The sequence below is a fragment of the Chitinimonas naiadis genome, from assembly GCF_054780835.1.
On sequence record NZ_BAAGVO010000004.1, the window covers coordinates 896,702 to 917,730 of the forward strand.

At 60.5% G+C, this 21,029-nt stretch carries 23 protein-coding genes; 13 read left to right on the top strand and 10 right to left on the bottom strand.

Annotated elements, in window-relative coordinates; all coding sequences use genetic code 11:
- The first annotated feature begins 171 nt into the window (after nucleotides 1-171).
- The 10 genes from ACYVHK_RS10245 (at nucleotide 172) to ACYVHK_RS10290 (ending at nucleotide 10,254) form a co-directional block, all read left to right on the top strand.
- Nucleotides 172-1,980 carry a DUF885 domain-containing protein gene (locus ACYVHK_RS10245; protein WP_460530870.1) on the top strand — a complete coding sequence of 603 codons (1,809 nt, stop codon included), beginning with the start codon at nucleotides 172-174 and terminating at the stop codon, nucleotides 1,978-1,980.
- An 87-nt stretch (nucleotides 1,981-2,067) separates the two neighbouring features.
- On the top strand, nucleotides 2,068-2,574 hold the full coding sequence (locus ACYVHK_RS10250) for a WD40/YVTN/BNR-like repeat-containing protein (RefSeq protein ID WP_460530872.1): 507 nt from the start codon (nucleotides 2,068-2,070) through the stop codon (nucleotides 2,572-2,574).
- A 329-nt stretch (nucleotides 2,575-2,903) separates the two neighbouring features.
- Nucleotides 2,904-4,487, top strand: coding sequence for a methyl-accepting chemotaxis protein (locus ACYVHK_RS10255; protein WP_460530875.1), 1,584 nt, complete (start codon nucleotides 2,904-2,906; stop codon nucleotides 4,485-4,487).
- A gap of 131 nt (nucleotides 4,488-4,618) precedes the next feature.
- Entirely contained in the window at nucleotides 4,619-4,864 is a 246-nt protein-coding gene (locus tag ACYVHK_RS10260; RefSeq protein ID WP_460530878.1) for an acyl carrier protein, read from the top strand.
- Nucleotides 4,842-5,963 (top strand): hypothetical protein, encoded by a 1,122-nt coding sequence (locus ACYVHK_RS10265; RefSeq protein WP_460530881.1) that lies wholly within the window; start codon nucleotides 4,842-4,844, stop codon nucleotides 5,961-5,963. The genes ACYVHK_RS10260 and ACYVHK_RS10265 overlap by 23 nt, the downstream gene beginning before the upstream one ends.
- The gene (locus ACYVHK_RS10270) at nucleotides 5,960-7,159 is read left to right on the top strand and encodes an MBOAT family O-acyltransferase (RefSeq protein ID WP_460530884.1); all 1,200 of its coding nucleotides are present in this window, start codon (nucleotides 5,960-5,962) and stop codon (nucleotides 7,157-7,159) included. The genes ACYVHK_RS10265 and ACYVHK_RS10270 overlap by 4 nt, the downstream gene beginning before the upstream one ends.
- A 162-nt stretch (nucleotides 7,160-7,321) precedes the next feature.
- On the top strand, nucleotides 7,322-8,647 hold the full coding sequence (locus ACYVHK_RS10275; protein WP_460530887.1) for an AMP-binding protein: 1,326 nt from the start codon (nucleotides 7,322-7,324) through the stop codon (nucleotides 8,645-8,647).
- A 73-nt stretch (nucleotides 8,648-8,720) separates the two neighbouring features.
- Entirely contained in the window at nucleotides 8,721-9,605 is an 885-nt protein-coding gene (locus tag ACYVHK_RS10280; RefSeq protein WP_460530890.1) for an HNH endonuclease family protein, read from the top strand.
- A gap of 53 nt (nucleotides 9,606-9,658) precedes the next feature.
- Nucleotides 9,659-10,042 carry a hypothetical protein gene (locus ACYVHK_RS10285; RefSeq protein ID WP_460530893.1) on the top strand — a complete coding sequence of 128 codons (384 nt, stop codon included), beginning with the start codon at nucleotides 9,659-9,661 and terminating at the stop codon, nucleotides 10,040-10,042.
- On the top strand, nucleotides 10,039-10,254 hold the full coding sequence (locus ACYVHK_RS10290) for a hypothetical protein (RefSeq protein WP_460530896.1): 216 nt from the start codon (nucleotides 10,039-10,041) through the stop codon (nucleotides 10,252-10,254). The genes ACYVHK_RS10285 and ACYVHK_RS10290 overlap by 4 nt, the downstream gene beginning before the upstream one ends.
- Here the strand turns inward: ACYVHK_RS10290 and ACYVHK_RS10295 are convergent.
- From ACYVHK_RS10295 to ACYVHK_RS10310, 4 genes are all read right to left on the bottom strand, one after another.
- On the bottom strand, nucleotides 10,251-10,616 hold the full coding sequence (locus ACYVHK_RS10295) for a hypothetical protein (protein ID WP_460530899.1): 366 nt from the start codon (nucleotides 10,614-10,616) through the stop codon (nucleotides 10,251-10,253). The genes ACYVHK_RS10290 and ACYVHK_RS10295 overlap by 4 nt on opposite strands.
- A gap of 201 nt (nucleotides 10,617-10,817) precedes the next feature.
- On the bottom strand, nucleotides 10,818-11,273 hold the full coding sequence (locus tag ACYVHK_RS10300) for a YrhA family protein (RefSeq protein WP_460530902.1): 456 nt from the start codon (nucleotides 11,271-11,273) through the stop codon (nucleotides 10,818-10,820).
- Entirely contained in the window at nucleotides 11,221-11,589 is a 369-nt protein-coding gene (locus ACYVHK_RS10305; protein WP_460530905.1) for an HNH endonuclease signature motif containing protein, read from the bottom strand. The genes ACYVHK_RS10300 and ACYVHK_RS10305 overlap by 53 nt, the downstream gene beginning before the upstream one ends.
- A complete protein-coding gene (locus tag ACYVHK_RS10310) occupies nucleotides 11,586-11,804 on the bottom strand; it encodes a hypothetical protein (RefSeq protein ID WP_460530908.1) in 219 nt (72 codons plus the stop codon). Before ACYVHK_RS10310 ends, ACYVHK_RS10305 begins: the two co-directional genes overlap by 4 nt.
- Before the next feature lie 563 nt (nucleotides 11,805-12,367).
- On the opposite strand from ACYVHK_RS10310, the gene ACYVHK_RS10315 reads away from it, so the two are divergent.
- From ACYVHK_RS10315 to ACYVHK_RS10325, 3 genes are all read left to right on the top strand, one after another.
- On the top strand, nucleotides 12,368-13,078 hold the full coding sequence (locus ACYVHK_RS10315; RefSeq protein WP_460530911.1) for a dienelactone hydrolase family protein: 711 nt from the start codon (nucleotides 12,368-12,370) through the stop codon (nucleotides 13,076-13,078).
- A gap of 86 nt (nucleotides 13,079-13,164) precedes the next feature.
- Nucleotides 13,165-14,154 (top strand): alpha/beta fold hydrolase, encoded by a 990-nt coding sequence (locus ACYVHK_RS10320; protein WP_460530914.1) that lies wholly within the window; start codon nucleotides 13,165-13,167, stop codon nucleotides 14,152-14,154.
- A 663-nt stretch (nucleotides 14,155-14,817) separates the two neighbouring features.
- On the top strand, nucleotides 14,818-16,161 hold the full coding sequence (locus ACYVHK_RS10325; RefSeq protein WP_460530917.1) for a pectate lyase family protein: 1,344 nt from the start codon (nucleotides 14,818-14,820) through the stop codon (nucleotides 16,159-16,161).
- A gap of 310 nt (nucleotides 16,162-16,471) precedes the next feature.
- Here the strand turns inward: ACYVHK_RS10325 and ACYVHK_RS10330 are convergent, their stop codons facing one another.
- From ACYVHK_RS10330 to ACYVHK_RS10355, 6 genes are all read right to left on the bottom strand, one after another.
- Nucleotides 16,472-16,951 (bottom strand): copper chaperone PCu(A)C, encoded by a 480-nt coding sequence (locus tag ACYVHK_RS10330; RefSeq protein ID WP_460530920.1) that lies wholly within the window; start codon nucleotides 16,949-16,951, stop codon nucleotides 16,472-16,474.
- A 61-nt stretch (nucleotides 16,952-17,012) separates the two neighbouring features.
- Nucleotides 17,013-19,289 (bottom strand): TonB-dependent receptor, encoded by a 2,277-nt coding sequence (locus ACYVHK_RS10335; RefSeq protein WP_460530923.1) that lies wholly within the window; start codon nucleotides 19,287-19,289, stop codon nucleotides 17,013-17,015.
- A 118-nt stretch (nucleotides 19,290-19,407) separates the two neighbouring features.
- Entirely contained in the window at nucleotides 19,408-19,803 is a 396-nt protein-coding gene (locus ACYVHK_RS10340) for a DUF2946 domain-containing protein (RefSeq protein ID WP_460530926.1), read from the bottom strand.
- A gap of 100 nt (nucleotides 19,804-19,903) precedes the next feature.
- Nucleotides 19,904-20,239, bottom strand: coding sequence for a hypothetical protein (locus tag ACYVHK_RS10345; RefSeq protein WP_460530929.1), 336 nt, complete (start codon nucleotides 20,237-20,239; stop codon nucleotides 19,904-19,906).
- 45 nt (nucleotides 20,240-20,284) lie between these two features.
- Nucleotides 20,285-20,668 carry a phage holin family protein gene (locus ACYVHK_RS10350; protein WP_460530932.1) on the bottom strand — a complete coding sequence of 128 codons (384 nt, stop codon included), beginning with the start codon at nucleotides 20,666-20,668 and terminating at the stop codon, nucleotides 20,285-20,287.
- Between the two features lie 20 nt (nucleotides 20,669-20,688).
- Nucleotides 20,689-20,991 carry an ElaB/YgaM/YqjD family protein gene (locus tag ACYVHK_RS10355; RefSeq protein WP_460530935.1) on the bottom strand — a complete coding sequence of 101 codons (303 nt, stop codon included), beginning with the start codon at nucleotides 20,989-20,991 and terminating at the stop codon, nucleotides 20,689-20,691.
- Between the last annotated feature and the right edge of the window lie 38 nt (nucleotides 20,992-21,029).

The window sequence follows — 21,029 nt, forward strand, 5'->3', positions numbered from 1 at the left end:
GTTTGCCAGCCGTCGTGCCGTCGCCCTCCTCGCTACTGCGGCAGATAACCAACACTCTTTGCTTAAATAGGCACTTTCACCCATTTGGACGATTGTCGGCAGTACAGGGCATGACTAAGCTCGGCGCCCTGACCGTGGCCATACCGAGCCACGCAACGGGGTACCCTCGCCATGAACCATCTTTTGCAGGCCGCGCTGAATCGCCGCCAATTCCTGGCGGGTCTCGCCGCCACCCTCGTCGCACCAGCGCTGCATGCCGCACCCGCGTCCTCAACAGCGGGCAAGGCGCTCGCCGACCTTGGCGATCGCTATTTCGACGCCATGATGGACGCCAACCCCACCTGGGCCAGCTACCTCGGTATTGCCACGCCAGATCAGGCAGCCAGCCTGGTCATCAGTATCGGCCCGGCCGAGCGCCGGGCGGTACAGGCCATCCGGCAAGCCACCTATCGTGCCCTGCAGACCATCGATACCAGGGATCTGACCGACGCCGAGCAGATCAGCCATGCGCAATTGCGGTTCACGTTGGAGCAGGAACTGGCGGACAGCCGCTTTCCCGATCATCTGCTGCCGCTGGCACACATGGGCGATGAACCCATCTTCACCCTGGCGCTGGCGACCGACAACGGTCTCTCACCCTTCGCGACAGCCGAGGACTACACCCGTCACCTGACGCGTCTCAAGCGACTGCCGGCGTGGTGCAGGCAGGCCATCGTCAATATGCGCGAAGGGGTGAAACGCGGCATCGTCCAGCCCGCCATCATCATGGAGCGGCTGCAACCCATGCTGGCGCAACTGACCACGGCCGACCTGGACCATAACCCCTACTACAAGCCGATCCTGCGCCTACCGGCAGGCTGGCCCGCCGACCAGAAGGCGGCGCTCACCACCCAGTACCGGGCGGTGATCGAGCAGGAACTCCGCCCCGCCCTGCTGGCGCTCAGCGACTACGTCACCCGCCATTACCTGCCTCGCTGCCGCAAGAGTACCGGCTACGGTGCGCTCCCCGGCGGACAGGCCTGGTACGCCAGCAAAGTGGCGCTGCAGACCACCACCCGGCTCAAGCCCGCAGACATCCATGCCGTCGGCCTGCGCGAGGTGGCCAGGCTGCGGGGTGAGATCGCCAGGCTGCAGCAGCAGGAGGGCCATACCGGCAGCCTGCAGGCCTATGTGGTGGCGCATAAGCAAAAAGCGGCGATCAAACCGTTCAAGACCGAACAGGACGTACTGGCGGCCTTCGCCGATCTCAACCGCAAGATCGCGCCACAACTACCGGCCTTGTTCAAGCATCTGCCCAAGGCGCCACTGGAGATCCGTCCGGAACCGGAGCTGACCCGCGCAACCGCCAGCGATCACTACCAGAGCCCCAAGGGGGCCGGTACACCGGGCGTGTTCTTTGCTGTGATTCAATCGGCCAAGGACTACCCGACCACAGAGATGACGTCGCTGTTCCTGCACGAAGGACAGCCCGGTCACCACTTCCAGATCGCGCTGACGATGGAAGCACCGCTCAGCCGCCTGCAGCGCTACTACCTAGGCTACAACGCCTATGTGGAAGGCTGGGCCCTGTACGCCGAGACGCTGGGTTACCAGATGGGGTTGTACGAGGATCTCGACGCCCACCTGGGGCACCTGCTGGCCGCCATGTGGCGGGCAGTGAGATTGGTCGTCGATACCGGCATGCACGCCAAGGGCTGGACACGCGAACAGGCCATCGAGTACTGGATGGCCCAGACCGGCGACACCGAGGACGACACCCGCGCCCAGATCGAGCGCTATATGGTCTGGCCCGGCCAGGCACTGGGCTACGCCGTCGGCCGCATGAAGATCGAATCCCTGCGCGACGAAGCCCGCAACAAGCTGGGCGAACGCTTCTCGCTGGCGGACTTCCACGACCAGGTCCTCAACAGCGGCGCACTGCCGCTGGACCTGCTGGATGGCAAAATCAAGCGATGGATCACCAACACTACACCGGCATGATCTCACCCCCGCTCCTCAGAGAGCGTCCACGCTACCGCCCGCAAAGGTCTAAGCATCAACACCTGAGTATCAAGTGGCGCAAGCAACATGATCGACAGTGGTGTTAACTACCTATGGCAGATGGCTGGTACAACCGCTGATCTAAAGCGTGCACTTGCCATTGACCGGCATAGGGCATTCATCACTGGCGACAATGGCACCTTACTCAAGACCATCGATGGCGGTCAAAGCTGGGTACAGCAAGGGGTCGCAACCCGGGCAAACCTGAGCGGCATTACCGCACTGGATCGCAACCTGATCTGGGTTGTGCGCGAGACCGGTACCCTGCTTCGCACCACCAATGGCGAAGCCAGTTGGCAGTCCACGTCCCCACTGCGCCCCTACAGTTCGTTCAAAGGTGTGTCGATTGCAGATGCCAATAACCGCTGGATAGTCGGAAACGGCATTTATCGTTCACGTGACCGCGGCCTCTCCTGGTACGAGCAACGCAGCATGGACGGCATGCATCAGACAGCCATTTCACAGGTCGATATCCTGACTGCCTGGGTGGTTGGGGATTCCGGCTCGCTGCGTACGGCATCGGGTGGCGACTGATATGCCGTTGAGGAAACGCACCCACGTCAAGACGCAGATCCAGCGCAAAAGTCTGTTTCAGATCAAAAACCTCCCTGATCACTGCTGACTTTCCAACAACCTCGGCTATACCTCTTCTATGTGCCCATCGGGTGGCAGCTCCACCACCCGATGGGCATTGATCCCCGGGCACAAGCATCCGGGGGCATGATAAGCCTACCCAGACCAGCACCATCGAGACTTCACCGCCAACGCAGCGGTGTACCTTGGTGCTGCCTGTGCATGGCACTTTGACTGCAACTACCTGATATGCAGATCTGCAATACATTGCCAGCCAGGAGGAAACCAGCATGCGCAACAACCAGCCCATTACCGATACGCAGCGGCATCTTGATCCCAAGCGCCCGGTTGTCACCAAGACCGATCTGAAAAGCCACATCACCTACGCCAATCCGGCTTTTGTGGAGATCAGCGGTTTTACCGCACAGGAGCTGATCGGGCAGCCGCACAACATTGTCCGGCATCCCAGCATGCCATCGGCTGCCTTTGCCGATATGTGGCAAACCATCCAGTCGGGTCGCCCCTGGCAGGCTGTGGTCAAGAACCGCTGCAAGGACGGTGGGCATTACTGGGTCGAGGCCTATGCCACCCCGATTACGGAGAATGGCCATCGGGTCGGATACATGTCGGTCCGGAGCGCACCCACCGCCGCCCAGGTCGCCGAGGCCGAACGGCTCTACCAGCAGATCAATGCGGGTACGTCGCCCTTCCCGGCTACGCCAGCGCCACCACGTTGGCGTTTTGGCTGGCTGCTGGCTGCTGCCGTGGCGCTGCCCGTCATCCTGGCCCTGGCCTTGAACGCCTTCAGCGTCACGCTCTGGTTGACCGCACCGGTGCTGCTGATGGTCGCCGCCGCACTTTACTATGCCACGCTGCAGGCAACCGCACGCCCCATCGCCCAGGCATTGGAGGCCATCCAGCACCTCTCGGAAGGCAATTTCAAGCAACACGTCAACACGCAGGGATTGCGTGAATTCAATCACCTGCTGACTGGGCTTGAATCCATGCGCGTGAACTTGCGGGCAATCATGGCAGATGCGGTCTCTGCCGCCGATCAGGTTGGCAAGCAGGCGCAGGATCTGGGCAAGCAGACTGCCGGCCTGACTGAGCGTTCGCACCAGCAGGCGGATGGCGTGGCTTCGGTTGCCTCGGCCCTAGAACAACTGGCGGTTGCCGTCGGGGAGATTTCGGACGCAACCGATCGCGGTGCTTCCCATGCGGATGCCGCGCGCAGTGTGACGCGCCGGGGCGTGGCGCAGATGGATGAAGCACAACGGGCAACAGATCGGGTTTTCGAGGTGGTGCAAGGCGCGCGCAATACCATAGGGGAACTGGAGCAGGCCGTGTCGCAGATCGGTGCCGTCACCCAGACCATCAAGGACATTGCCGAGCAGACCAATCTGCTCGCCTTGAATGCGGCCATCGAGGCCGCGCGGGCCGGAGAACAAGGGAGAGGGTTTGCCGTAGTGGCCGATGAGGTCCGCAAGCTATCCGAGCGGACGGCAGAGAGTACCCGCACCATCTCGGGCACGATCAGTGACGTGCAAGTCCGCACCGTGGCGGCACTCCGGTCGATGGATGACGCCGCCACGGCGGTTGAGGAAGGCAAATCACGCATAGCGGGAACGCGCGATAGCCTGGGTGAGATCGATCAGGCAACAGCCGGGGTGGCGCAGGCAGCGCATGAGGTGGCATCGGTATTGAACCAGCAATCCCAGGCATCGCATGAGGTGGCGGGCAGCATGGAACGGATGTCCGCCTTGACCGAGCAGAACGGTGCAAGCATCGATCAGGTGGCTGCCAGCGCGCAGGAATTGGCCGTCGTTGCCGAAGACCTGCACAAGCTCCTGCATCAGTTCGAACGTTCGCTGTAGCGTAGCAGACCGTAAGACCGTGGCCTCGCTGCAACAGAACGAAGGTTGGCAAGGATATTCTGTCAATACAAGGCCACGGCTATGGTGTAGTAAATGGCTATGTCATTTCAGGAAGACGGGAGAGGCGGGACGTGGACACTACCCTCAGCAAGGTGATCGGCCAGGAAATCGAAACCTTGGCCTACCTGGCACCGGGCGAGCTATCGTCCGACACCGCCCTCTTCAGTGCCGGCATCATCGACTCGCTGAACCTGATCCAGTTGGTGATGTTTGTGGAAAAGCAATGCGGCATCCGGGTACCGGCCGAAGACCTGACGCTCGAGTACTGGGACTCCGTCGATCGTATCGTGGGCTATGTCGCTCGCCGCACCGGCTAAGCCAGCCGGCGTGCCGAAGGGCGCGGGACCGCAGGAAGCGGCGCAACCCGCCCTGACGTGGCGCCACTGGCAGATCGTGCTGGCATGGTGCTTTACGGGAATCCTGCTGCTGGCCTGGCCCTTGGCACAGGGCTGGCTGTGGTTCGACCCCGGCCGCTTTACACCGCTGCCCCGCTATATGCTGGACCCCCGCGATTCAAGCCCCCATGCCTTGTACAAGGCGCGCAGCGCAGAGCGCCAGGACGCCCGGATACTGATGCTGGGCAGCTCCGCCGCCCGGGAGTCACTACTCCCTCCTCTTGCCCTGAGCGATCTGCTTGATCACGTTACCGTGCTGGATATGACCAGCAGCGGGCAGAATCCACTGGAGAGCCTGTTCCTGCTGGCGCAGGCCCCGATAAGGCCAGGACAACGGGTGCTGGTATTCATCGGCCCGTCACAGTTGGGCCAGGCCGACTTTGCCGCCCGGCTGAACGACGGGGACTTCCTGGTCGACCCCCTGCCCTTTGCCGACGCCTTGTCGGATGACATGGTGAAGCCACCAACTTGGCAGCACGCCACATCCCGCGCCTGGCTGCGTATCGATGGCAGCCGCAAGCTGGCAACCCGCTTGCTGCGTGTCGCCCTGCCCGCTCACCTGCAGCAGGTTCTGTACGGTGCGCCGCCGATCAAGCCCTTGCGCTACTACTACGATGGCGTGTCGCCAGGTGACGCCAAACGACAATCGCTGCAGGCGCAGCAGATCAGCCAGCAGATGCAACAGCATGCGGGTGACAATCTCGCTCGCCTGCCACATTTGCTACGCCTGCTTGCCGAGCATTGCCGTCAGGCAGGCGCACGCCTGAACGTACTGGAGACACCCCATGCCAGAGGCGACGTCAATGTGCTGTATGGCCCCTGGTGGCCTCGCTACCTCGAAATCCAGCGCCAGTCCGCCCTGACCCAGGGTTATCGCTATATCGATCTCAACGGCCAGGTGGCGCTGTCCGCCAATGACTTCACCGACAAGCTGCACCTGGCGCCTGCCGCCAGGGAGCGATGGTCCAAGGCGCTGGCCACCTGGTTGCGTCAGCAGATCGCGGCGGAGCAGCCTGCATGATCTACCAGGCCGGGGCCTATCTGCCCTTCCTGCTGTTGACGCTACTGATCTACTGGTGGTGCAGCAGCGGTCAGACCCGTAGTCTCTGGCTCGGCACGGCCAGCCTGGGCTGGCTGCTCTGGCTGGCTGCAACCAGCAGTTCTCCAAGAATCGCCCTGGCCTATGTACTGGGCATGCTGCTATTGACGCTGCTGGTCTTTCTCTGGAGTGTGCGCCTGCGGCGCAAGCCCAGCCGACCCGGCATGTGGGGCGCCATCGCCTTGACACTGCTACCGCTGGCAGGCTTCAAATACCTGGCACCGCTGCTGCGCGACCAGGGTTGGGCGGCGTGGGCGATACCACTGGGCATCAGCTACTACACGTTCAAGCACATCCATTTCATCATCGAATCAAGCCGGGGAAAGTTCGCCGATGCTGCCTGGCGAGAATACCTCGCCTATATCTGCTTCTTCCCGATGTACGCCGCCGGCCCTATCGAACGCTTTGGCAGCTTCGTCCCGCAATTCGATTCCTTGCAATGGTCGTCGTCCGATCTCTCGCGCGGTATGGAACGCATACTGATCGGTTGCTTCAAGAAGCTGCTGCTCTCCGACATGCTGTTCCGCAGCCTTGCGCTATCCCCGGCCTCGCTCAATCTGGAGCAGGCGCTGGCACTGCCCTGGTACCTGCTGCTGCTCGGCTGTCTCATGCGCTTCCTGCAGACCTATCTGGATTTTTCCGGCTATTCGGACATGGCCATCGGCACTGCCCGCCTGTTTGGCATCCGTCTGATGGAGAACTTCCGCTACCCCCTGCTCAAGCCCAATCTGGCCGAGTTCTGGCGCGCCTGGCATATCAGCCTGTCGAGCTTTGCCCGCGACTATGTCTACCTGCCCGCACTGGGTCGATGGCGCAAACCCGCCTTGGCCTTGCTGCTGACCATGTTGTCTATTGGTCTCTGGCACAGCGGTAACGCCGGCTGGGTATTGTGGGGCCTGCATCACGGCATAGGCCTGGTCCTGCTGAGCCGTTACCAGCAATGGGCGCAACGCCGTCCCGGCTTGCAGCAGCTGCGACGCCAGCTCAGTTGGCGTTTCGGTGCAACCTTGGCAACCTGGCTGTATGTCGGCTTGGGCTATGCCCTGACCGTCTATCCTGAAGGTTGGATTTCCGCGCCGCGCCTTTATCTTCGTATCGTCAGCCTGGGAATGTTCTGATGACGCCGCCACCGGGCAAACCACCCATCTGGGGCCGTATCCTGCTTTTGGTGCTCAGCCTTGTCCTGCTTCTGCTGACCCAGGGGGAGGTCGTACGCTTTGTCTACCAGGGCTACTGATACCTTGCCAGGTTCAATACAGGCCGCATTGGCCGGAAACGGCATGCAGCTGCGCGAAGCGGATGCCACCGCGTCGACCACGCTACCACTCACCGCCACCGTCGAAGGACCGGAACGTGGCATTGCCCTGTGGCCGATGGAAAACCGGGCCACCAGCATCACCAACCTGCTCCATGCGCTGAACCGGGGTATCCTACCCTTGCTGCTGCCGCCGCAGATACCACCGGCCAGGTTGGCCGTGCTGCGCAATCGCTATGCGGGCTTTGGGCTTTACAATGGGCAGGAGATCGAGTGGCCGGCCCAGCCTGCCAAGGCGGAGGCGACGGCCTACTTCGGCCTGCTGACCAGCGGTTCTACCGGCGAACCCAAGGCCATCGTTACCAGTGCAGAACGATTGACCGCCGGCGTCAGGGCGATCCACCAGGCCCAATCGCTGGACACGGTCAAATCAAGCGGGGTCATGCTGCCGCTCGCCTACTCCTTTGCCTGCGTCAACCAGCTGTTCTGGGCCGTACTCATGCAACGGGAGCTGCTACTGCCGGGGCCGGTTGCAGATCTGGCGCCGGGCCTCGCTCGCCTGAGGGAGTGGGGAGCCAGCAAGCTTTGCCTGGTCGGTCACCAAGCCCGTCTGCTGACCCAGCATGCCCATAGCCTGCCGCCATTGCCCATGGTACAGGTAGTGAATTTCGCAGGCGCGCCATTTCCGATGGCCCAGTTCGACGCGCTGACCACCCTGTTTCCCAATGCCCGCTTCTACAACAACTATGGTTGTGCCGAAGCCATGCCACGCCTTTGCTGCCGTGAAGTGAAGGCATCCGGCGAACCCATCACCCTGGTGGGACAACCGGTAGGCGATATCACCTTGCGGATCGTGGGCGACGCAACCGATGCCAGTGGGCAGATCCAGTTCCACGGCAGCTCGACAGCCTTGGGAACCCTGCAGGCAGACGGGCAACTTAGTCCATTTGACGCCTGGATCGGCAGCGGCGACATGGGCCGTCTGGATGTAGAAGGTCTCCATGTTCTGGGCCGGCACGATCAGGTGGTGAAAATCGGTGGCGAACGCCTGAGCCTGATCGAGGTGGAGCATGCTTTCGGCCAGCTCGGTGCTCGCAATACGCTGGTCTGGTTGAGCACCGACACCCTGCCCGAGGCCGTCCATGTGATCGCCCAGTTCGATGCGCCACCCGCACTGGCGATACTGCTGCCAGCCCTGCGCCAATTGCTGCCACGACCCTTGTTGCCGCAAACCATCCATCTGGCACGACAGTGGCACTTTACCGGCAACCAGAAGACGGATGCCCCCGCGCTGCGCACGGCGATGGCGGCGGGTAGCCTCGAGCAGCTCTGGCCGGCAATTCGCGCCTGAGATAGCCATCACGGATTCCCTTTACGCCGCGGCACTGGTACAAAGCGGGCTGCCTCTCCCTTTCTCGCTGCCCATGTATCGCCTCCTGCTGCTATCCGTCCTTTTCCTCACTGCCTGCTCCGACAAGGATGCCCGCGACCTCGAACATTTTGCCCACAGCCAGGGCGTCAAGGAATTGGCCAAACTGGGGGAGAAGCTGCTCAAGCAACCCAATGCCAAGGGGCAAGCCAATCAGGACGATGGCGAGTCAACATCCTCACCTGCTGATGACAACACGGCAGGTGCTCGTCCGCTGGTACAGGGGAAACGGGCAGTGGGCCACCGGGACTTCAACGGTGCCAAGCAGGTTCTACCCGGCATCTTTACCGGCACCTTGCAGGAGGAGTTCTACTGTGGTTGCGACTACAGCGGCAAGAAGGTCGATCTGGCCTCCTGCGGCTACGAACCGCGCAAGAACGCCGAACGCGCAAGCCGGATCGAATGGGAACATGTCGTGCCAGCCTGGGTGATCGGGCATCAGCGCCAATGCTGGCAAAAAGGCGGCCGCGACAACTGCTCGCGCAACGACCCGGTCTACCAGGTGGCAGAGGGAGACCTGAACAATCTGGTGCCCTCGATCGGTGAAGTGAACGGCGATCGCAGTAACTTCCCCTATAGCGCCTGGGAGCGCAATCCGGAACCCATCTACGGCCAATGCAAGACCGTCGTGGACTTCAAGCTCAAACGCGCCCAGCCGCGCGAGGAGGTACGCGGTCGGGTAGCCCGCGTCTATTTCTACATGCATGACCGCTATCAGCTGGCGATCAGCAAGCAGGACAAGCAACTGATGTGTGCCTGGTCCAAGACCTATCCGGTCGATGCCTGGGAGCGTGAACGGGACAAGCGCATCGCGCGCTTGCAGGGAGAAGGCAACCCCTATGTCACTGCACCGGAAAAACTCGTGGCAAAGTGTAGCTGAAGGCTATAACGACTTGGCAAGCCTCTCTCCCTGAACCTGACCACACCAGCTTGATGCGCGAACTCCTACGCCCCTGGAAATTGGCCACACTCATCGCCGGCCTGGCCTGGCTGATCTGGGGCGCCTACCACTACCAGCTCAGCGACTGGGATGTCGGCGTCAGTGTGCTGATGGCCACCTGTACCTATCTCACCGCCCCGGTCTCGGTCCGCATCCTGCTCACCCGCAACTGGCTGCGTCTTCCTGAGGCCTTGTTCTATAGCTGGTTCTCGGTCGACGGCGTCTATACGCTTTATCACCTGGACAACAGTGAAGCCATGCTGAGGTCCGCGCAGTGGCCCACCTCCTTATGCCTGTATCTGCTTTGCGGTTGCCTATGGCTGTGGCGCGGCAACCTGGCCGAGCTTTACCAGGCGATCCGGGAGGTACATGCATGAAGGAGCTCTTCGGCTACGCCTTCGCAGGACTTGGTGCCGTCGCCCTGCTGCTGTTGTTTGTAACCTGGGTGGCCATCCCCGCCCAAAGCGATGACAAGTGGCACAAATGGATGAAGGCCAAACATTGCACAAGCGTTGACCAGCGGACCTGGACATGCCCGGATGGCCAGCGCGTTACCAAGCCCGCCAATTGGGACGACATCGCCGGTTAAGGTTTAGGTCCCAAAGATATCAATCCGTCACCTACTCCGGCATAACCCTGGATGATCTCTTTCAGGGATGGATCGGAGCGGCCAGACTGAATACCCGCGGCTTTTGCCAGGGTATAGAGCGGTATCATGATTGACTGCCCAATACCTGCCCGGATCGGCTCAGCCATGACGGCTTCCCGTGCATAAGCACGGTGCTCGAAAGGTGCAAGCCGATTCTGCGCCTCCTTGTCACCGTCATATTGCTTTCTTAATTCCAGCAAAGCATCCCATGACATTTGCGCCAATATATCGTCCGAGGGTATACCGTAACGGTTGTTTTCCCGTTCCCGGCTTGCCAGCATTTCGGCAACAAGCCCTGTCATAAAATGATCTCGACATATTCAATCCCAAAAAAAATTTCGGCGTCTTTAAAGAAAAATACGTGTGGCATATAGACCTTGCCTATTTTGACTACCTATCACCCTGCCGAATCCGGCACGCCAAAGAAAAAGGCTGCCGGCACTTAGGTGCCGGCAGCCTTATCTCAACATTATTCCAACAAGCTATTTAATAGATATACTCACTTAATCCAACGTGTACTCTAACGGCTCTTCCAGCAATTCCACGAAGCTGGCGTAAGTGTCTTCAACATCCAGCCCGATCATGTCGCGGGTTTCAAACTGCCCCGTTCCCACGTTGTAGGTAAATAGCAAGCTGCTGTCTTCCGCCAGAACAATGCAGGTTTCCAGCTCTTCCCGCTCGCTCTCACGGTGCACATAGTTCATCTCCACCAGGTCCAGCTCAGAGCCCTCATCACTGCTCACTGAGCTCTTGGTACCATAGATGATCAAGCCGTTGTGCTCGACACCGTCAACCAGCTTCAGGAACTCCAGGTAGTCCTCCGGCAAGACGGCATCGAACTCCTCCTTCACCGACTTCTGGAACGCCTCGATTTCCGTCGAGGTCGCACCCGGCTCGAGGATGCCATCATCGGCCTTTATGGCCTTTTTTATTCGATTGAACACGGTTTTTAGAGACATTCCCATTACCTTTCAGTGGAAAAATAGATGTGGTGGGGACTGGAAAATCAACAACAACCGTCTCCCCAACAGCGACATTATGCGTTACAGCTTTTTGATGATTGGTAATTGCATAGTGCTCAGGTGGGTTCCTGATCAGGACAAGATTTTCAAATTCGTTGGTCCCTCCATCATCAAGTGGCAATTTATGATGCACGTTATAGGTCTGCCGGACTTCGCCTTCCAGCGGGGCGATCAACAGCGCAGTTGCCAGAACGGTCCCGGATGCGCCCACTGCCAGCAAACGCATGCGTAGCGTGTGGGCCAAAGGGCTCATTGCCCACCACCCAGCCAGGTCCGCAACCGGTGCAGCCAGGCAGCACCGCCGAGCTTGTCTCGCCAAAGGATATAAAGCTGAATAAAGGTATAGGTACATGTCAGCAGCAGTACCCAGTCGCTCAAGGGTATGCCGGCCAGCGTCAAGGCACCTACCGAGACCGGTGGCGCCGCCTTGGCCACTTCGGTGGCCACATCCTGCGCGCGTTGATCCATCAATCGCACTCCCCGAAATGGGTGCTTCCAGAAACCGCTTTTCCAAGTGAAGCAAAACGCAAGTGAAGAACCCCTACCCGGCATCTATTTGATACGTAAGGAGAAATACTTCTCTAGCAACGCTAGCACCACGACAAAAGGGCGGTTTCGGGAAGTGCCCAAAAGCAAAAAGCCCCCGCCGTGCATCGACACGGGCGGGGGCTGGAAAAAACAAGGCCCCACCGGCAAAACCGGTAGGGCCTGGATAGACAGGGCGAAGCCCAAAAGCAAAAGCCCCGCATCGCAGGGCTTAGTCGCACTTATTGAAAGTAGCAAAACGAATACTACCTTGCTTCACCTATCGATTGCAACAGCCCTGCAAAAAATTTCCTGCCCCCCGCACCACCTCTGATAGCAAGGCCGCGCTAACCCTTTAGGGTGAACGGATATGACCCGAACTGGGGTGTGATGCGCCGCTGTGCACGTCTAATCTATATCCACTGGCCAAATACGCGGGGATACAGCCGCCGAGGCTTGTGACCCGGCCACCGTGGCCATCCCATACCATGTAAAGGAGCGGCGTCATGGCATCTCAATGGATACAGATCAAGGCCGAGGAAGGCCCGGACTTCAAAGGCTATCTCTCGCTGCCACCCACCGGAACCGGCCCGGGCATCATCCTGATCCAGGAGATATTCGGGGTAAACCATCACATCCAGGCCGTGGCTGACCAATACGCGCTGGATGGTTATGTGGTGCTTGCACCCGATCTGTTCTGGCGCATCAAGCCCGGTGTAAGCCTCAGCTACCGGGAGGAAGAATGGCAGACTGCCTTTGACCTGATGAACAAGATGGACTTCGGGTTGGCGGTCAAGGACCTCACCACGGCCACCGCCACGCTGCGCGCCCGTAGCGAGTGCAACGGCAAGATCGCCTCACTCGGCTACTGCCTGGGCGGCCTCTTATCCTACTTCACTGCTGCCAATGCCGGCGTCGATGCATCGGTCTGCTACTACCCCGGCAGCATCGACAGCAAGCTGGATCAGATCCCCAAGATCCCCTGCCCCATCCTGATCCACTTCGCCGGTGCCGATGAATACATCCCGCAAGCTGCTATCGCCGCCACCAAAGCCGCGTTCGAGGGCCGCAAGCAGACCCAGATCGATGACTACCCCGGTGTCGAGCATGGCTTCAACTGCTGGGAGCGGCCCATGTACAACCAGCAGGCCTCCGCCCTGGCTCATGGGAGGACGTTGCAGTTCCTTTCGCTCGCGCTCTCCGGGCAATTCAAATAACTCCCACTCCCTCAGGCGGCACCGCATAGCGACCGCCTGCGACTTTTTCATTCGTTCATGACTCACGCCTAGAAGGAGCAACAACCATGTCAGCCGACAAAACCGAAAACGAAGTCAGTACCACGCGCCGCAATCTCCTGACCGGCGCAGCCGGCCTGGTCGCCGCAGCCAGCCTGCCGACCGCCGCCATTGCAGCAGACGCCAAGCCTGCTACCAAGGACCACCACAAAGGAAACAACGCCATGAGCAACTACGTTACCACCAAGGACGGCACCCAGATCTATTTCAAGGACTGGGGCCCCAAGAGCGGCCAAGCCATCGTCTTCTGCCACGGCTGGCCGCTGAACTCGGACAGCTGGGAATCGCAGATGATCTTCCTGGCCGATAAGGGCTACCGCTGCATCGCCCATGACCGCCGTGGCCACGGCCGCTCCAGCCAGCCCTGGAACGGTAACGAGATGGACACCTACTCCGACGACCTGGAAGCTGTCCTTTCGCATCTGGACGTGAAGAACGTCGTGCTGATCGGCTTCTCCACCGGCGGCGGCGAAGTCGCCCGCTATATCGGTCGCCACGGCACCAAGCGCGTTGCCAAAGCGGTTCTCGTCTCGGCCGTTCCGCCGCTGATGCTCAAGACCGCCGCCAACCCTGGCGGCCTGCCGATCGAAGTGTTCAACGGTATCCGCGCCGGCCAGATCGCCAACCGCTCGCAACTGTACAAGGACATCCCGACCGGTCCGTTCTTTGGCTTCAACCGTCCAGGCGCCAAGGTATCGCAGGGCCTGATCGACTCGTGGTGGATGCAGGGCATGATGGGCGGCCACAAGAACACCTACGACAGCATCAAGGCCTTCTCGGAAACCGACTTCACCGAAGACCTGAAGAAGTTCACCATCCCCACCCTGATCATCCACGGTGACGACGACCAGATCGTCCCGATCGACGCAGCCGGTCGTGCATCGGCCAAGCTGGTGAAGCACGCCAAGCTGATCGTTTACCCGGGCGCACCGCACGGCCTGACCGATACCCACAAGGACAAGGTCAACGCCGACTTGCTGGAGTTCATCAAGGCCTGATTTGCCTCGACTGAGAGCCTGATGACTGGCGCTCTCCGCTGATCATCGGCTTCAAAGGGAGTCACCATCCCGGTGGCTCCCTTTGTCGTTCTTACGATGTCTTCGACGGATGACGATCAGCTCGCGACGCTACCAGCACCCTCCCTGACGCCTATCACCCGCACAACGCTCTTTAAGAAAATAGCCCGATGTCAGAGCAAGGATATGTGGAGTACAAAGCCTGCTCACCATGTTGCGGTCAGGCAAGGCGCTTGGCACTGGGCTCAAGCGGATCATGGAGAGCGAAGAAGCCCCCCACCTACCGGCTCTCCCCGCATAATTTCAGACGATATCTGCCATCGCTGGGCCTGCCTGCAACAAGCCTCGATTACCCTGCCCGGGCAGTTACCCGTCCTCAGCTCCCGTCACCAGCACACATTCGTTCCAGTAGATAGCTCAATGTCATATATACAACATTCAAATTGTCTTATACATGCTCAGCATAGACCAATGGCATAATTGCTTACGCAAAGCTTACCTGCGGTTCACCAAGGACTGTTACATGGCACTCGGGTGGGTGGGCTTTCTACATATCTGTTCCAGAACGATCAAAAAATCAAAGGGCATAGAGTGAAAACCAAGAAGCTGAAGTTTTACCCATCCGCCATCGCATTGGCGCTTGGCATGAGTGCTACCGCCATGGCGGCGGACTGGCCGTCCGGCTACTCCAAATGCGCCGACGACGGCGAGACCTGCAAGGTCGGCGCCGAGGCGCACACGGTGTCCTACGGCCTCAAGGACAAGTGGGTCAAGAAGGACGTGATCGGCAATATCGTTTGCTCGGCAGCCACCTTCGGTACCGACCCGAACCCCACCCTGAAGGACAAGTGCGCGATCGGCCCTGTCGTTGCGACCTGGCCACCGGTTACGCCAACGCCGACACCAACCCCCACGCCTACTCCGACACCCACTCCAACACCGACCCCCACTCCGACACCAGCGCCCTCCGGTGATCTGAGCGGTGGATTTGCCGGTCAGGTCAAGGGTGGCGGCAGCGTGACGCCCATCACCGTGTCGACTGCAGCAGCAATGCAAAGCGCCATCGACGCCTACAAGGGCACCGGTGGGCTGGTCATCAACTACAACGGCAAGTTTGACTTCACCTCGATCAAGGACACCTGCGACCAGTGGAAGAAGCCTGCCGGCACCATCGTGTCGATCAAGGAAAAGAAGGACATCACCATTCAAGGTGTAGATGGCTCTTCCGCCAACTTCGGCATTGCGATCAAGGGCGACGTCAGCAACGTCATCATCCGCAACATGACCATCGGCCTCCTGCCCGGCTCGATCGACGCCATCGGCATCGAAGGCCAGGGCGGCAAGGCACCGGGCTATATCTGGGTCGACCACAACACGCTTTACAGCTCCCTGGCCGAATGCTCGGGTGCGGGTGACCTGGAGTTTGACGGACTGATCGACAACAAGGCCGGTGCCCACCACATCACCTACTCCTACAACTACCTGCATGATCACCACAAGGTGGGGCTGATTGGTTCGAGCGACAGTGATTCGAGTGATCGTTTCATCACCTTCCACCACAACTACTACAAGAACCTGGGTTCCCGACTGCCGCTGCAGCGCGGTGGCTACACCCACATGTACAACAACCTGTACAGCGATGTGAAGGTATCCGGCATCAACGTGCGCATGGGTGGCTATGCCCTGATCGAAGGCAACTACTTCGAGAACGCCCAGAACCCCGTCACCTCGCGCGACAGCGATACCATCGGCTACTGGGACCTGCGTAACAACAACATCAAGTCGCCGGCTGATTTCAGTACCTACAAGATCAACTGGGTAGCGAGTGGCGACAAGTCTGCCCGCGATGCGACCGAATGGAAAACCACGGCCACCTTCCCCGTGGGTATCTCCTACAAGTACACGCTGGACCCGCTGCAATGCATCAAGGACAAGCTGCCCTTGGTGGCTGGTGCCAGCAAGTCGCTTGCCGTGTTGTCGTGTAAGTAAGTATTCAGGCGATAAGGTGGTGATGGCTGATTCTGTCCATCACATCAAGCTAGCTTGAAGGATTGGGGTCAGAGTCTGTGTGCGGGTATGGCTATATTCGCTGGCAGGCTTTGGCCCCGATCTGTTTTTAGCCCTGACGGGCGGATTGGTGGGTTGTCGCGTTGCTCCGAACCCACCCTACATGGGACCAGGGCAGCCGTTCAGTTACCTTTTGGTGAACCACTACGTACAGCGTCAGCCTGGACCCATATCGGGCTCGGGATTATATCCGGTGCGTGGCGGCCCATATTGGGCACTGTATGTGTAAGACCTAATGCCCCTCATGCATGTGCGTTGCATCTGCAGTCAGGGCTTCCACCTTGATCTCGACCTTCACTTCACCGGCCTTCTTGAATCGCAAGGTCAGCGGCAGCTTCTCGCCTTCGGTCAGTGGCTTTTTCAGATTGAGCAGCATGAGATGATAGCCGCCAGGTTCCAGCAGAGCGCTACCCTTGGCGGGGATGTCCAACTTGGGGACTGGGCGCATGCGCATGACGCCGTTGTCGTTCACATGGTTGTGCAATTCAGCCTTGGCGGCGACGTCTGGAGCCGTTGCGCTGACCAGGGCGTCGGCTTCCGCACCGCTATTGTTGATCTTGAAATACACCGCGCCAGCGGTGCTACCTGCGGGGGTGGCGCGCGCCCAGGGGTGGTGGATTTCCAGATTGCCTGCCTTGAATTCATGGGCATGGGCGCTGGCAAACAGGGTCAAGCCCGCCAGGGCGATGAGGGTCTTGGTAATACGGTGCATTGTCTGACTCCAATTGGTTTTATAAGGCGCAGCCAAGTATTGCCTCGGCTGCACCGGTTTCCTACAAATCGTACTTCAGTTCGGCAAACACCGTGCGCTGGGTATAGGGATGGAAGGCCCAATACCTGGCGTTGTTGAAGTTATCCACGCCGATTGAGGCGCTCCAGTGCTTGTCGTGGCGATAGCGGGCGCGGATATCGGCAACGAGGAAATCGCTGACGCCGGTATAGGTTTCGCCATTCGGGTCGGTGTTATCCAGCGTGCCATATTGCTTGCCGCTGTATCGCAGGCCCAGGGTGGTGGTCCATTGCTCGTCCAGACGGTAGCTCGCGACAAAGTTGGCGCGCCATTGCGGCACGCGTGGCTGCCAGTGGCCTACGCTGGTGGGGAACTTGTCGTTACGGACAATTTCGGAATGAGCGTAGGTCAGGCTGCTGGATAGATCCAGCCCATGCAGGCCGACGTCACCAGCCTGGTAAGCCAGTTCCAGTCCGCGGGTGCGTATCCGGTCCACGTTCTGGATATTGGTGATGTTGCTGCCGTTGGTCACGTTGGTCTGCGAATACAGTGCGTCGCGCGTGTCCTCATGGAACAGCGTGGCGCGCAAGGTGCCGTTCTCCAGCGTACGTTCCGCCGTCAGCTCACTGGTCCAGGACCGTTCCGGCTTGAGATTGGGGTCGTTGGCGGGTACATCGTTACCGACTGCCGCGCCCTGGTATAGCTCGGCGACAGTAGGCATGCGCACGGCCCGGCCAAGCGACGCCTTGAGCGTCCAGTCCGGCAGCGCCTGCCACGCCAGTGCAGCCTTGGGCGAGAAATAGCGCGCCTTGCGCTCCCCCAGCGGGACGATATTGGTGGCGTTACCCACCTCACCGCCATAGCCGTGCCATTGCTCCCAACGACCACCCAAGGTGCTGCGCCAATCCGGCGCCATGCGCCAGGTATCCTGCAGATAGAAACTATCGAGCGTGGTATTGCCGTTGAAGGCGGAGGCACGGGCGCCAGCCGTGCCGATTAGCCAGTCACCGGTGTTCGATACCAGCGTGCGCAGCTTGTAGCGATCTGCCTGGTAGCCAAAGTCCAGCACATGGCCGCCCTCCGTCCCATGTGGTCGCCAGGTTCCCTTGAGTGCCAGCGTGGTCCAGCCAGTGCCCCCCATATCGGTGATCTGTCCGGGCAGGCTACCGTTAGCGCTGGCTTGCAGCGCGGTGGGCGTACGGACCAGGTCCTTGCGGTAGTCGTACTGGCTGGCGGCGATCTCCCAATCGAACACGCCACGCGTGCTCTGCTTGAGCGAGAGGCCCTGCATCAGGTGGGTCAGGCTCCCCTTACTGGGCGCGAAGTCGGCCGCAGTCAGCGCGTACTGGCGACCGCCGATGACCACATTGCCGCCGTACACCGGATTACCCGCCGCGTCGCGCAGGTAGCTGTCGACCGTGCGGTCCGCATCGTTCTGCCACCAGCCCAGCGTGTAGTTCAAGCGCAAGCCGGGCGACACATCGTAGGCCAGCTTGGCCTTGGCATGGTCCTGCACGGTATGCACCTGATTGGTGGCACCCAGTATCCACCAGTCCTGATTCTTGGGATTGCGATCAGCGATCGCGCCAGTCACCGGCTTGCCATTGGTGACCACGGTGCCGCCGACCAGCCGGTTGGCGAAGGCGATGGGCTGGCCGTCGCTATCGAGCCGGCTGACATCCAGCCACCAGCTCCAGGCGCCATTGCGGTTGCCGATGGCAGCGCTGCCCTGGCTACCGGCATAGCGCGTGTCAGTCCCGTACTGTTTGTAGCCCTGCTGAAAACCACCGACTTTGACGTGGGCCTCGAAAGCCTTGGGCATGCGGGTGACGTAGTCCACCACCGCACCGACCGAGTTGCCGGGATAGGCGGCCGAGAATGGCCCGTACAGCACGTCCACGCGTTCGATCTCCTCGGGCGAGACCAGGCCCCAGCGCGGGGTATAGGTGGCGCCATTACCCAGCAGGTTGGAGAGCAGGATGCCGTCGGCGTAGACCAGCGAGCGGGCACTGTTGCCGGTACCGGAGGCCCGGCTGGCCAGTACGGCGTGATCGTAGTCGCCGATATAGCGTTTGCGCACGTTCAGGCTGGGCAGGTATTTGAGCGCATCTTCGGCGTCGGTCGCATTGATCGTGGCTTCGATCTGCTTGCCGGATATCCCTTCGATGGTGGTGGGTATCTGGGTAGGCAAGGAGCTGACGCGTTGGCCGGTCACGGCGATGGAGCCGAAGTCCCTGACCGGGGCATCGTCATCGGCAAGGGCGTGGCAGCAGAAGGCTGCCAGCAGGGCAGCGGCGAGCGGGGTGGTACGGAACGGCATGTCGAATTCCTGAAGACATCACAAGCTGGCGGGCATCACCCGCGCAGCGAAACCGAACCGGTGACAGCCTTGATGCACGAGGATCAGGCAGGGCAGGTTCGTACGGCGGTCGAGTGAGTCAGGAAACGATGGGAGGACCGCGTGGCTGCGCGGCTGCCCAGGCAAACAGCGGACGCGGGGCGGCATAAAACTGGGGTGGGCGTACGGCACCGCCAAGCACCAGCGGCAGAATGAGCGGGCTGGCCGGCGGCAAGGCCGTGGTAGCAGCCGGCACCAGACAATAGGGGCAGTGCTTGGTATGCAGCAACCCACCGTCGTCCATGGGCGTGGTGGGGAGCACACCGGACACGACAACGCGCTTGTTACCCGTCGAGCTGCACAGCTCCGCCCAGACCAGGGCATCGAACTTGCCGGTAGTCCGCATCTGGCCCAGTGCCGGCATCACGGCGCTCGCCAGGATCGCCAAGGCGGCGATCCAGAGGCAGAGGCGATAGCGAGGCCGGGAATGGGTCATTCGAAAATTCTACCAGCCATGGCTTGCGGCCATACCAAGTGCGGCAATTGGTCGCAGGGTATCAGGGCCGACAGGGGAACTTGGCCTGTCCGGATCGCAACTATGCCGGGCGCTGCCGTAGCCAGGTGACTGTCGCCACGGTAACGACGCCTATACCCAGTAGGGGGAATAGCCACCGTTTGCGGGCCAGGAACAGGCTCGTCTTGATCGCCAGCGGTAACCAACGCCCCGCCAGAGGCAGTACCACGCCGACGGGCGCGCTAACCGCCATCGCTGCCAGTTGACCCACGGTGCGCTGCAGTAACGTTGCCTTGTGCAGACTTTCACCAACGGTGATCTTGGCCAGCACCATACCTTGCCGGTAGGTCGCACCTTCGCGCAGCAACTGTGCCTTGCGGTCAGCAATCAGGGGCGTGGGCAGGGCAATGTCGGTCATGGTGGATCTCCTGTTTACCGATCTTGTGGTCAAGACCGACGTGGCCTAGAGCAGGCTATCGCGATCTGCGCGTAATTCGCCCATGGTGGCGGGTAAGGAGAAACACCCCTGATTGACCATGTTGCGGGCGTAGTGGAGCAAGCCCACCGCGATACCTGCAAAAAGCAGCGTGATGATGGGCAATATCTTCCAACCCAGGCGCTCCCAGGCCAGGTACATGAGCAGGACCGAGCCGTAGGCAATGGTGAACCAGATCGCCATCAGCGCGAGGCCCAATACGACGACCAGACGCAGTAACTGGTTGCGCACCTCAGCCAATTCCAGCGCGGCCAGTTCCAGCCGGGACAGCAGCAAACCCAGGCCATTGCTGACCAGGGCCGCAAAACCGGCGCTCAGGCCGGCTGCCGGTCTGACCGGTGACTTGTCCATATCCACCTCGGCCTCGTCGTCTATTTGCGCGCGATCAGCACACCGACTACCAGCCCGATGCCCGCAGCGGCGGCGATGATGCGCCATGGGTTCTCCTTGACGTAGCTGTCGGCGGATACCGCGATGGCCTTACCCCGTGTTTCAGCGCCTTGCTGCACTTCGTTCAGGCTGCTGATGGCTGTGTCAAGCAGGTGCATGCCGTTGTCGCGCACTTCAACCGCCTTTTCGCCGGCCAGTGCGGTAGCACCATGGAACAGTGTCTGGGCATCAGTCACCAGGGATTTCATGTCGCCATTGGGTGCGACGGTGTTGGTTTCGGTCATGGTAGCTATCCTCAGGAAGGGTTATCGAATGTCTTGTC

Excerpts from the sequence above, each read along its gene's own strand:
- ACYVHK_RS10250 (WP_460530872.1), top strand. The coding sequence starts at position 2,068 with ATGATCGACAGTGGTGTTAACTACCTATGGCAGATGGCTGGTACAACC.
- ACYVHK_RS10325 (WP_460530917.1), top strand. The coding sequence starts at position 14,818 with ATGAGTGCTACCGCCATGGCGGCGGACTGGCCGTCCGGCTACTCCAAA.
- ACYVHK_RS10350 (WP_460530932.1), bottom strand. The coding sequence starts at position 20,668 with ATGGACAAGTCACCGGTCAGACCGGCAGCCGGCCTGAGCGCCGGTTTT.
- ACYVHK_RS10330 (WP_460530920.1), bottom strand. The coding sequence starts at position 16,951 with ATGCACCGTATTACCAAGACCCTCATCGCCCTGGCGGGCTTGACCCTG.
- ACYVHK_RS10335 (WP_460530923.1), bottom strand. The coding sequence starts at position 19,289 with ATGCCGTTCCGTACCACCCCGCTCGCCGCTGCCCTGCTGGCAGCCTTC.
- ACYVHK_RS10305 (WP_460530905.1), bottom strand. The coding sequence starts at position 11,589 with ATGAGCCCTTTGGCCCACACGCTACGCATGCGTTTGCTGGCAGTGGGC.
- ACYVHK_RS10295 (WP_460530899.1), bottom strand. The coding sequence starts at position 10,616 with ATGACAGGGCTTGTTGCCGAAATGCTGGCAAGCCGGGAACGGGAAAAC.
- ACYVHK_RS10355 (WP_460530935.1), bottom strand. The coding sequence starts at position 20,991 with ATGACCGAAACCAACACCGTCGCACCCAATGGCGACATGAAATCCCTG.
- ACYVHK_RS10275 (WP_460530887.1), top strand. The coding sequence starts at position 7,322 with ATGCAGCTGCGCGAAGCGGATGCCACCGCGTCGACCACGCTACCACTC.
- ACYVHK_RS10245 (WP_460530870.1), top strand. The coding sequence starts at position 172 with ATGAACCATCTTTTGCAGGCCGCGCTGAATCGCCGCCAATTCCTGGCG.
- ACYVHK_RS10340 (WP_460530926.1), bottom strand. The coding sequence starts at position 19,803 with ATGACCCATTCCCGGCCTCGCTATCGCCTCTGCCTCTGGATCGCCGCC.
- ACYVHK_RS10315 (WP_460530911.1), top strand. The coding sequence starts at position 12,368 with ATGGCATCTCAATGGATACAGATCAAGGCCGAGGAAGGCCCGGACTTC.
- ACYVHK_RS10255 (WP_460530875.1), top strand. The coding sequence starts at position 2,904 with ATGCGCAACAACCAGCCCATTACCGATACGCAGCGGCATCTTGATCCC.
- ACYVHK_RS10320 (WP_460530914.1), top strand. The coding sequence starts at position 13,165 with ATGTCAGCCGACAAAACCGAAAACGAAGTCAGTACCACGCGCCGCAAT.
- ACYVHK_RS10345 (WP_460530929.1), bottom strand. The coding sequence starts at position 20,239 with ATGACCGACATTGCCCTGCCCACGCCCCTGATTGCTGACCGCAAGGCA.
- ACYVHK_RS10300 (WP_460530902.1), bottom strand. The coding sequence starts at position 11,273 with ATGTCTCTAAAAACCGTGTTCAATCGAATAAAAAAGGCCATAAAGGCC.
- ACYVHK_RS10270 (WP_460530884.1), top strand. The coding sequence starts at position 5,960 with ATGATCTACCAGGCCGGGGCCTATCTGCCCTTCCTGCTGTTGACGCTA.
- ACYVHK_RS10265 (WP_460530881.1), top strand. The coding sequence starts at position 4,842 with ATGTCGCTCGCCGCACCGGCTAAGCCAGCCGGCGTGCCGAAGGGCGCG.
- ACYVHK_RS10310 (WP_460530908.1), bottom strand. The coding sequence starts at position 11,804 with ATGGATCAACGCGCGCAGGATGTGGCCACCGAAGTGGCCAAGGCGGCG.
- ACYVHK_RS10280 (WP_460530890.1), top strand. The coding sequence starts at position 8,721 with ATGTATCGCCTCCTGCTGCTATCCGTCCTTTTCCTCACTGCCTGCTCC.
- ACYVHK_RS10285 (WP_460530893.1), top strand. The coding sequence starts at position 9,659 with ATGCGCGAACTCCTACGCCCCTGGAAATTGGCCACACTCATCGCCGGC.
- ACYVHK_RS10290 (WP_460530896.1), top strand. The coding sequence starts at position 10,039 with ATGAAGGAGCTCTTCGGCTACGCCTTCGCAGGACTTGGTGCCGTCGCC.